This window comes from Corynebacterium sp. HMSC074C01 (assembly GCF_001814605.1).
Classification (GTDB): Bacteria; Actinomycetota; Actinomycetes; order Mycobacteriales; family Mycobacteriaceae; genus Corynebacterium.
The window spans coordinates 157150-165800 of record NZ_KV817272.1; the positions used below are offsets into that span (position 1 = coordinate 157150).

Annotated in this window: 13 protein-coding genes; 4 read left to right on the top strand and 9 right to left on the bottom strand. The window is 58.5% G+C overall.

Features of this window, described 5'->3' with window-relative positions; all coding sequences use genetic code 11:
- On the top strand, positions 1 to 199 hold a 199-nt coding region (locus HMPREF2978_RS04425), incomplete at its 5' end, for an Lsr2 family DNA-binding protein (RefSeq protein WP_210398333.1).
- Here the strand turns inward: HMPREF2978_RS04425 and HMPREF2978_RS04430 are convergent.
- On the bottom strand, positions 196 to 834 hold the full coding sequence (locus HMPREF2978_RS04430; protein ID WP_010188464.1) for a LuxR C-terminal-related transcriptional regulator: 639 nt from the start codon (positions 832 to 834) through the stop codon (positions 196 to 198). The genes HMPREF2978_RS04425 and HMPREF2978_RS04430 overlap by 4 nt on opposite strands.
- Positions 835 to 870: 36 nt before the next feature.
- On the bottom strand, positions 871 to 2043 hold the full coding sequence (locus tag HMPREF2978_RS04435) for a sensor histidine kinase (protein ID WP_070744273.1): 1173 nt from the start codon (positions 2041 to 2043) through the stop codon (positions 871 to 873).
- Between HMPREF2978_RS04435 and HMPREF2978_RS04440 the strand changes: the two genes are divergently transcribed.
- Positions 2042 to 2596: a DUF2020 domain-containing protein gene (locus HMPREF2978_RS04440; RefSeq protein WP_070525972.1), complete on the top strand. Its 555-nt coding sequence runs from the start codon at positions 2042 to 2044 to the stop codon at positions 2594 to 2596. The two genes, HMPREF2978_RS04435 and HMPREF2978_RS04440, sit on opposite strands and share 2 nt — an antisense overlap.
- Before the next feature lie 36 nt (positions 2597 to 2632).
- Here HMPREF2978_RS04440 and HMPREF2978_RS13195 read toward each other — a convergent pair whose 3' ends face one another.
- Positions 2633 to 2785: a hypothetical protein gene (locus HMPREF2978_RS13195; RefSeq protein WP_168162400.1), complete on the bottom strand. Its 153-nt coding sequence runs from the start codon at positions 2783 to 2785 to the stop codon at positions 2633 to 2635.
- On the bottom strand, positions 2785 to 3543 hold the full coding sequence (locus tag HMPREF2978_RS04445) for a class E sortase (protein ID WP_070744275.1): 759 nt from the start codon (positions 3541 to 3543) through the stop codon (positions 2785 to 2787). Before HMPREF2978_RS04445 ends, HMPREF2978_RS13195 begins: the two co-directional genes overlap by 1 nt.
- A 65-nt stretch (positions 3544 to 3608) precedes the next feature.
- Between HMPREF2978_RS04445 and yidC the strand changes: the two genes are divergently transcribed.
- Positions 3609 to 4595 carry a membrane protein insertase YidC gene (yidC, locus tag HMPREF2978_RS04450; RefSeq protein ID WP_070525976.1) on the top strand — a complete coding sequence of 329 codons (987 nt, stop codon included), beginning with the start codon at positions 3609 to 3611 and terminating at the stop codon, positions 4593 to 4595.
- Here yidC and HMPREF2978_RS04455 read toward each other — a convergent pair.
- The 4 genes from HMPREF2978_RS04455 to HMPREF2978_RS13200 form a co-directional block, all read right to left on the bottom strand.
- Entirely contained in the window at positions 4552 to 5160 is a 609-nt protein-coding gene (locus HMPREF2978_RS04455) for a TetR/AcrR family transcriptional regulator (protein WP_070525979.1), read from the bottom strand. The genes yidC and HMPREF2978_RS04455 overlap by 44 nt on opposite strands.
- Positions 5161 to 5228: 68 nt before the next feature.
- Positions 5229 to 5489, bottom strand: coding sequence for a GlsB/YeaQ/YmgE family stress response membrane protein (locus HMPREF2978_RS04460; protein ID WP_010188457.1), 261 nt, complete (start codon positions 5487 to 5489; stop codon positions 5229 to 5231).
- A 138-nt stretch (positions 5490 to 5627) separates the two neighbouring features.
- Positions 5628 to 6524 (bottom strand): universal stress protein, encoded by an 897-nt coding sequence (locus tag HMPREF2978_RS04465; protein ID WP_070744277.1) that lies wholly within the window; start codon positions 6522 to 6524, stop codon positions 5628 to 5630.
- Between the two features lie 46 nt (positions 6525 to 6570).
- Positions 6571 to 6711, bottom strand: coding sequence for a hypothetical protein (locus tag HMPREF2978_RS13200; protein WP_168166439.1), 141 nt, complete (start codon positions 6709 to 6711; stop codon positions 6571 to 6573).
- Here HMPREF2978_RS13200 and HMPREF2978_RS04470 point away from each other — a divergent pair.
- Positions 6647 to 7699 carry a pseudouridine synthase gene (locus HMPREF2978_RS04470; RefSeq protein WP_083316489.1) on the top strand — a complete coding sequence of 351 codons (1053 nt, stop codon included), beginning with the start codon at positions 6647 to 6649 and terminating at the stop codon, positions 7697 to 7699. The two genes, HMPREF2978_RS13200 and HMPREF2978_RS04470, sit on opposite strands and share 65 nt — an antisense overlap.
- Before the next feature lie 34 nt (positions 7700 to 7733).
- Here HMPREF2978_RS04470 and HMPREF2978_RS13435 read toward each other — a convergent pair whose 3' ends face one another.
- Positions 7734 to 7988, bottom strand: coding sequence for a hypothetical protein (locus HMPREF2978_RS13435; RefSeq protein ID WP_246818723.1), 255 nt, complete (start codon positions 7986 to 7988; stop codon positions 7734 to 7736).
- Between the last annotated feature and the right edge of the window lie 663 nt (positions 7989 to 8651).

The following is an 8651-nucleotide window of genomic DNA, read 5'->3' on the forward strand; positions in this document are numbered from 1 at the left end:
CCAAGAAAACGCCGACAAATTCCACGCTGCGCTGCCCCCCTTCATCAAGGCGCCCCGCCCCCCCGTTAAAAAGGACCCCCGCCGCTATAAGCCAGCCGATGTCCGCGCGTGGGCCGCCAAGCACGGCTACCAGGTAGCTGAGCGCGGCAAGATCCCCAACGAGGTGATTTTGGCGTACCGCAACGCCAACAATCTTTAAAGAACGCCCTGCTCGCGGGCAGCAGCCACGGCGGAGGTGCGGGAGCGCACGCCCAATTTATCGTAAATATGGACTAGGTGGGACTTCACCGTCGCCTCTGACAACATCAGCTCCACACCGATCTCACGGTTGGAGGATCCTGCCGCCACCAGCTTCAATACTTCAAGCTCGCGCGGGGTAAGGGAGGTGCGCGGGGTGCGCACGCGGGTCATCAGCTTATCGGCCACCACGGGCGAGAGTGCCGAATCTCCTTCGGCCGCCGAGCGTACCGCCGCGAGCAACTCGACCGGTGGCGCATCCTTCAGCAGGTAGCCCACCGCTCCGGCCTCGATGGCTCCGAGGATATCCGCATCGGTGTCATAGTTGGTCACCACGAGCACCTTGGGGGGATTCTCCATGGAGTAGCGGATAGCAGCGGTTGCTTCCGCGCCGCCCATGACGCGCGTGCCTTCGATGCCCGCGCCGAAACGCAGATCCATGAGGAGGACGTCGATGCCACCCGCCTGTGCCGCGGAAACAGCGGCCTCGGCCGTAGCTACCTCGCCCACGACCTCGATATCCTCTGCTCCCTCGAGCACCGAGCGTAGACCTAGGCGTACGATCTCGTGGTCGTCGGCAAGCAAGACCCTAATCACGGGCTTCCTCCTCATTGGTACGGTGTGGACAAATTCCTAATCTACATCGTTATCTAAGGGCACACTAACTGAGACCGCCGTGCCGCTGCCTGGGGTGGATTCAATCACGACCTCTCCGCCGAGCTCCTCGGCACGCCTGCGCATCGCCGATAGACCAATATGTCCCAACCCCGCCGGCTTATTCTCCACTGCCTCGACATCAAAGCCGTCTCCATTGTCCACCACGTCCACGCGCACCTCATCCGGCGCATAGGTCACGGTGACCCGCGCCTTGCTGGCATGGGCATGCTTGACGACGTTCCCCATCGCCCCCTGCGCAATCCGCAGCAACGCCGCTTCCACCTTCATGGGCAACTGCTGCGTATCGCCCTCAACGTCCACAGACACGTCGACCCCACCGGTTGCCGCGAAGTTATCCGCCATCCGCGTCATGGCAGCTCCCAGGGAAGTTTCCGATAGTGCCGCCGGCTGAAGTGCCGCAATCATGGCGCGCGCTTCATGAAGGTTATCCGCTGCGGTGCGCCGCGCGAGCTCAATGCGCTCTTGTGCTTTGGGAATATCTTCTTGGTCGAGGTCACGGTCAGCGGCATGCAGCAGCATCTGGATGGAGGACAGGCCCTGCGCCAGGGTGTCGTGGATTTCGTGGGCGATGCGCTGGCGCTCTGCCGTCATTCCGGCCGTGCGCTCAGACTCCACGAGTTGCGAACGGGTCTTCACCAATTCTTGGTTCATACGGCTCAGCGCGCGGAAGGCGTAGGTAATCGCGATTGTCACCAGGGCCGATACCGCGGGGCCCATGATGCCGCCGAAGGACAGCCCACCCGGTATCTGCACCAGCACGGTCATCACCGTGGCCGCGATAACGCAGATGACACCGGGGATCATCTCCAGCACGTAGAGGTAGACAAAGTACAGGGAAAACACCAGGTAGATGGCCGCGGGCGCCACTGCCAAATCAGCGAGCCACAACACCGTGAGGATGACCATCCAGCCATAACGCGCGACGCGCGGAAGGACCTCCAAGTAAGCCGATCCCCCGAAGTAAACCACAGCAAAGGAAACCAGGAGCAGGAGGTTCAACACGCCCTGCCACAGCGGTAGGCGCACCGTGGTAAAAATCGCCACCACCAGCAGCGTCGCTGTCAGGACGTGAATACCATTGCGCAGGGCATCCGATTCAACTGAGCGCTGGTCTAATGTGGACGTCATGCGCCACAGCCTACTTCCCTCGTTTGCCGCCTGCCTGATCGGTATCGGCTTAGCCACCGTGGGGTGCTCGGAGGCTCAGGACCTCACCAACAGCGCCCACACCACCAGCCCCGCGCCAGAACTCAACGCAGGCGACGGCCTGCCCGCGGACGCTACCGCCGAGGTCAGCGACTGGGAAGACTGCCCTTACTTGGATACCCAGTGGGTCGCCGATACGAATGGGCAAAGGATGACACGGTGGGGCGTCGACAAGCGCTTTAGCACCCCCGCCTGCGTGTTCTGGTCCTACCCTGAGGACCCACAAGCCACCGTCCTGGTGCGGCAGATGCCCAGCGTGGAGGAGGCCCGGGCGGTCGTGGATTGGGCTGCACCGGTGGAGGACACGGAGCTCGCCGAATTCGATGGGTGGTCAGGCGGACGCGGTGTCTTTGAGGATCACACGGTCTTTGCTGTGCAGAAGGAGAACCATGCCGTGGTGGTGTGGTCGAATCAGCTGCAGACCCTCAAGCCCCAGCTCATAGCGCAGGAAGCGATCAACCGCTTAGGTCTATAAAGACCTAAGCACGTAAACACCTAAACGGTAAAAGGCCTAAACGGCGACGTCGTTATAGGGCATCTGCGCCGCTACCCAGGGGAAAATAACCTCCATGAGCAGGAAGAAAACCCCCGCGGCAAGAGCCAGCGCCAACAACGCCTTCACCGCGGTGGGGCCAGGCAACAAGTTCCAGAGTGCGCGATACATTAGTTCTCCTCCAAGACGGCGGGGCGGTCATTGTCATCTGAGCCGGGTGCTTTAGCTTCCCGGTCGGTCTCCATCGCGTGAATGATCATGCGCTCCGCATTGGAAAACTGCGGGTGGCAGGTGGTGAGGGTGAGTAGGGATTCGCTGGGCTCAACCCCCTCCGCACCGGGGATGGGCTGGAGCACGCTGACATCGCCCGGCAGCGTGATATGGCGGCCCTGCACCGGCTGGTACTCCGGTTTGGCCTGTTGCTCTGGGCTAAAACAGCCGCCCGGGACACCATCAATGGGCAAAACACGGTAGGTGATCCACTCCGTTTCGGTTTCGATGACGATGGCATCACAGGTGTCCAGGTTTCCCAGATCATTAAAAGGAGCGCCCTTGCCCACGCGGTGCCCAGCTACAGCAAAGTTTCCCGGCTCACCGGGCATCTGCGTCTCCGTGTAGCGGCCGGGTCCACGCAATAGGTCATCCTCGTTGGTACCTTCCAGGACCGCGAAAGCGAAATCCGAGCCAAAGGCCGGTATGTAGAGGCGCGCGAAGGCCTCACCAAGCTTCGGGGCGTGACCCCCTCCACGCGGGTTGCGCCATTCTTCCTCAAGCGTCTCATTGGCTTGGTCCTGCATCTGGCCAGACTTAATGTTGGTCCAATAGGACTCATAGAAAGCGAAAAGCAGCAACAGCACGCCGGCCGTCAGCATAAGCTCACCGATGACGGTACCTACGGTCGGTCGAGTGCGTGCAGTGGGGTGAGGCATACCAGCATCTTAGCTTCCCTGTAATGTGTAGATGCTCCACCACCCTGCAGGAAAAGGAAAAGGCGATGATCAGCATCTTCATGTACCCGGTCTCCGGAATCATGAAACTTTGGAACCTACTATTTGCTTCTTTCCTGGACGGTTCGATGGCGTGGATTCTCACCATCGTCTTCTTGGTACTCACAGTCCGCGGAATCATCGCCCCGCTCAATTGGCTCTCGGTAAAACAAGGCCGCATTGGCGCTCTCATACGCCCGGAGATGACCAAGCTCGACGAACAGCTCAACCAGGCTGATTCGGTCGAAGAAGCCGTTACTATCCTGACCCAGCAGCGTGAGCTCAATAAACGCTTTCAGCACAACCCTGCGGTGGGATGCTTTCCCATATTTCTCATCACTCCGGCCTTCATCGGGCTCTACCAAGTGGTGCTTAGGGTTTCCGGTTCCACGAATGAACCAGTAGGAATGCTCACGCTTGACGACGTCTCCTCATTCCGCAACTCCACAGTTTTTGGGGTCCCCCTGACCGATTTCGCTCGCGAACATCACGACTTGATCCTGCCGATGCTTCTGGCGGCGCTCGTGTTTACATCCCTCAACACCCTGATCACGCTCTACCGCAGCTACCTCACCACGCGTTTCGATCAGAAAATACCGCGCCGCCTGCTATGGTTCATGGCACTCATGGTGATTCTGATCCCTTGGATGTTGTGGTCAGTGGCCTGGAACGGCCCCATCCCCGTGACAATCATCTTCTACTGGGGCTGCACCTATCTCTTTACCCTGCTACAGACCTTGGTGTATGAATTCATCCTGCGCCGCCGTTATCCTCTACCAGAAGCTGTCCACGAACTACGGCGCGAGAGCATTCGACGCTGGCGGGATAAGGAAGAGAAAAAAGAGAAGAAGGCCGCTAAACGGCGCCTTAAGGAAGACCCCAAACACAAGGAAGAAGTGGCTGCTGCCCGCAAACGCCACTCAGCGATTGTGGCGGAGGCACGAAAGATTCTTAAATCGAATAATCGGCCGGAGGCGCCGACAGAAGCTGAATAGCCAGCTGCTTCGCGGTAACGAGCGGGGCAACGTCGCGGGTCAGGCGCGCGCCGGCCAGGCCACCATCAAGGAAGATAAGAATCTGGCTCGCCTGCTCCTCTGAGGGGTAGCCATTCTTAGTGTTAAGCAGCGCCGTGATGGTGGAATGAATCCACGTGCGGTGCTCTACGCAAGCAGACACAATGCCCCGCTCGGCGTCTGTCTCTGGGCGTGGGTATTCGCCAGCCGCGTTAAGGAAGTGCGATCCGCGAAACTCCATGGCTGGCTGCTCTTCGATGGCCTTGTCAAAGAAAGCCAAGATCTTGCTCTCTGGGTCGGTGGCGTCCTCGGTGCGTTTTTGCCAATCCGCGCGGTACTCCTCGTCAAGGGCCTCGACGTATGCGATAACGAGGGCATCCTTGGAGCCGAAAAGAGAATAGAGCGAAGCCTTTGCCACATCTGCCTCGCGCAGAATGCGGTCGATTCCGATGACGCGAATACCTTCGGTGGTAAAGAGCCGCGTGGCGGATTCGAGTAGTCGGCTACGCGGACTCGGGCGATTGCGTCGCGACTTCTTTTCGGCCATTTCTTCTCCTTACATGACAAAACCGGTTCATCTATACAATATAGACAAACCGGTATGTATGCGAATTATTATTTCTTGCGGCCCGTAATGGCTCCCACAATCCACAGCAGGATACAAGCGCCGACGGTCGCAGTGATAATCATCAAGAACCAGCTATCACCAACGCTCTTGTTAAAGAGCGCCAGCAAACCGCCACCAATGAGGCCGCCGATAACACCAACGATGAGGTTAGTGAACAGCCCCTGGTCACGCTTCATAATCTTCTCTGCGAGCCAACCCGCAATGATGCCAACAACAATCGAACCAAAGAAACCGAGACCAAGTCCCATGTCACTCACTCCTTCTCTAAACAGTAAATAGCTTTTATCTACGTACCCCCACCGTACGCGTTAAAACACCAAAACGACCCGGGCCCACCATATATCCAATAGATGGGTCCGAATCGTTATAGCGGGGTTATGCCTTAGTTACTCTGAGTCTGGGCGAACCACCATCATCGGGCACGGTGCGGACTGCAGCAGCGCGCGGGAGGTAGAGCCCAAGAGCATGCCCTTGAAGCCACCTCGGCCGTGCGAACCCACGACAAGCAGCTGAGCGCCCTCGGAAGCTTCCGTCAGCGCACGGACCGGACGGTCACGAGCGATAACCTTCTTGACCTGTACATCCGGGTACTTCTCCTGGAACTCTGCGAGGCGCTCGGTCAGCAGTTCTGCCTGTTCCTTCTCCACCTCAGCCCATTCAGCCTGGGCTGCCGAAAGTCCGGCCAGGGAAGCCTGCACCTGCATGTCCATCCACGTGTGAACGGCAATCAGCTCTGCGCCACGGGCATCCGCTTCCTTGAAGGCGTAATCCGTCGCCTTCTGGGAGACCTCGGATCCATCGACACCGATGACGACAGGACCGTACTTGGTGGACTCAGTGACGTGGTTATCTTCACGAACTACGACCACCGGGCAGGAGGCGTGGGAGACCACGGAGGCAGAAACCGAGCCCATGACCATTCCAGAAAGACCGCCCATACCGCGGGAGCCCATGACAATCATGGTGACGTCCTTAGACATCTCCAACAGCATGTCGATCGGGGAACCTTCAGCCACGGTGTGACCAATCTTCAGATCCGGGGCAACCTTGTGGGCCTCAGCGCGGGCCTCTTCGATCTTCTGCAAGGTTTCCGCTTGGAGGTCATCAAAAAGCTCCTTCGGCGGGACCATGCCTTCGGCGTAGAGAAACTGCGGCATCGTATAACTCGATGCGATACGCAGTGGGATACCCCGCTTCACCGCAGTGTTGGCAGCCCAGCGGACGGCGTTCTCCGACGCTTCCGAACCATCGACGGCTACGACGACAATGTCTTCCTTTGCCATGACCTTTCCTTTCGAAGTGCTTACACTCCCAGTCTAATACCTATTACTAGACCTGTGGGGTGGTCGCTGCATCTGCGTTCGCAGGGAAAAGAAGATTGTAGGCGGCCACGACAATGTCACGAATCACGGCACCGATACCATTGGAAAAGAAATCGATGACGGGTGCGAGAATAGAGTTGATATCCATGAGACAAAGAATATCGCAAAAAAGGCGTGGCGCAACACCACTTCCTATTCGCGATGGACTAAACCCCACCCACGCTCGCGTGTCCGACGGGCCAATCAGCGCGTGGGACTTCATACACAATCTCATCACCACGCAGCGCCATCGCCATCCCGAGGACAACGAGGCCGCTCTTCAGGCACGATTCGACACCAACGAAGTTGTGCGCCAAGATGGTTCCCCTCTTCGCCCCGACAGCACCCTCGCCACCAACGCGGTGGTCTACTTCTATCGCATGCCGGCTCCAGAGACGCCCGTCCCTTACGATATTCCAATCCTGTTCGAAGACGAGCACCTCTTAGTAGTGGACAAGCCACCCTTCATGGCCACGATGCCGCGCGCCCGCCACATCACGGAGACTGCCACCGTGCGCCTACGTCGGAAGACAGGCAACAACGAGCTCTCCCCAGCACATCGCCTCGATCGGCTTACCTCGGGCATTCTCGTCTTCACCAAGGACCGCTCAGTACGAGGCGCCTACCAAACGCTCTTCGCCGAGCGCCGCGTCACCAAGACTTACGAAGCCATCGCCCCGCTTGCCGACGTCTCACCAGGCACCGTCTGGCGCTCCCGCATGGAGAAGACCCCGGGGGAGCTACAAGGGCGCATCGTCGAGGGCGAGGTCAACGCCATCACCGAAGTAGCCGCCGTGGAACCAGTAGATAAGAACCCCTACGAAATGCTGCATGGGTCGCTTCCGGCGTTGGCGCGATACACGCTCAAACCACATACCGGAAAGACCCATCAGCTCCGCCTACACATGCTTCAGGCAGGCATCCCCATTATTGGTGATCCCATATACCCGGTGATTTTCCCGGCAGAGGCCGAAGACATGCGGATTCCCATGCATCTGACGGCAACACGCATTTCCTTTGTCGATCCTTTAACAGGACGGCCCCGAGAATTCTCCTCTCAACTACCACTTGAATCCCACCATTTTTTGAGCCCGTAATTAGGATCCTTTAACCACCGTTAAGGGCTTCGTCTCACCTTTCGAAGGCCGGAAGCTCGCTTTCATTTCCAAGGGCACGCCCGGCCGCCTCCCACCAGGTGCCCGTGTCCCGCGCGCCCTTCCAGCCGGCAACGTAGGCCACCACCAAGCCTGCGAGCGGAATGACGACAGCGCCAATCGGACTGAACAGAGACGCCACGAAATCAATCACATGGTCAATCTGGAAGAACTCAAACACCATGCCGTAGAACTCACCCCGGCTATGCATGTCCGGAACACGCTTAGCCACGGGGTCAATCACTGGTTCTAGGCGGTCACGAATCGCCGGCCCGAAAACAAAAGAACGAAGGACAGCGCCGCCAATGCGAACTTCCTGCTGACTTCCCACGCGCCCGCGCGATGGGGATGTGTGGCAATTCAACGCGCCTCTGCCGTACTGACTCGTTGCCAACAGGAAGAAAGTCGATCCGCTTAAAGCCATCACGGAGTCTTACCCGCGCCGCACGACTACCGGGCTCAAGGACATCTACAGTCTTGCCCGCGAAGAAGTGGCTCAGGCCGTCCTCGTCCCACCCTGACGCCGCGTTCTCCCTGAAGACCAACGAATGATCAACGTCCTTCACGCGCGAAACGACCTGCCCCTCACGTATAAGACATGCAGCCGGCACCTTATCCATCAATCCACGGGGTATGGAACACTGTGCAACCCGCGACCGAATCTCGCCCGAAGTAGAAAGGCTTAAAGTGTCGTCTAAATCTGTTAAAGCAGAAACGATCGCCCGTGCTGCAAACAGGACGTAGACAGTCTTCCCCTCATAGGGAAGTTCCCAAAGGTCAAACGTGTCGCTCAAACGCAACGCCCCCAACTTTGACGGTCTGCGCTAATTTCTCCAGTCGCCACAGCCGTAACTGTAACTGACCCGGACCTGACCCCTGTTTGGTAGACACCTGA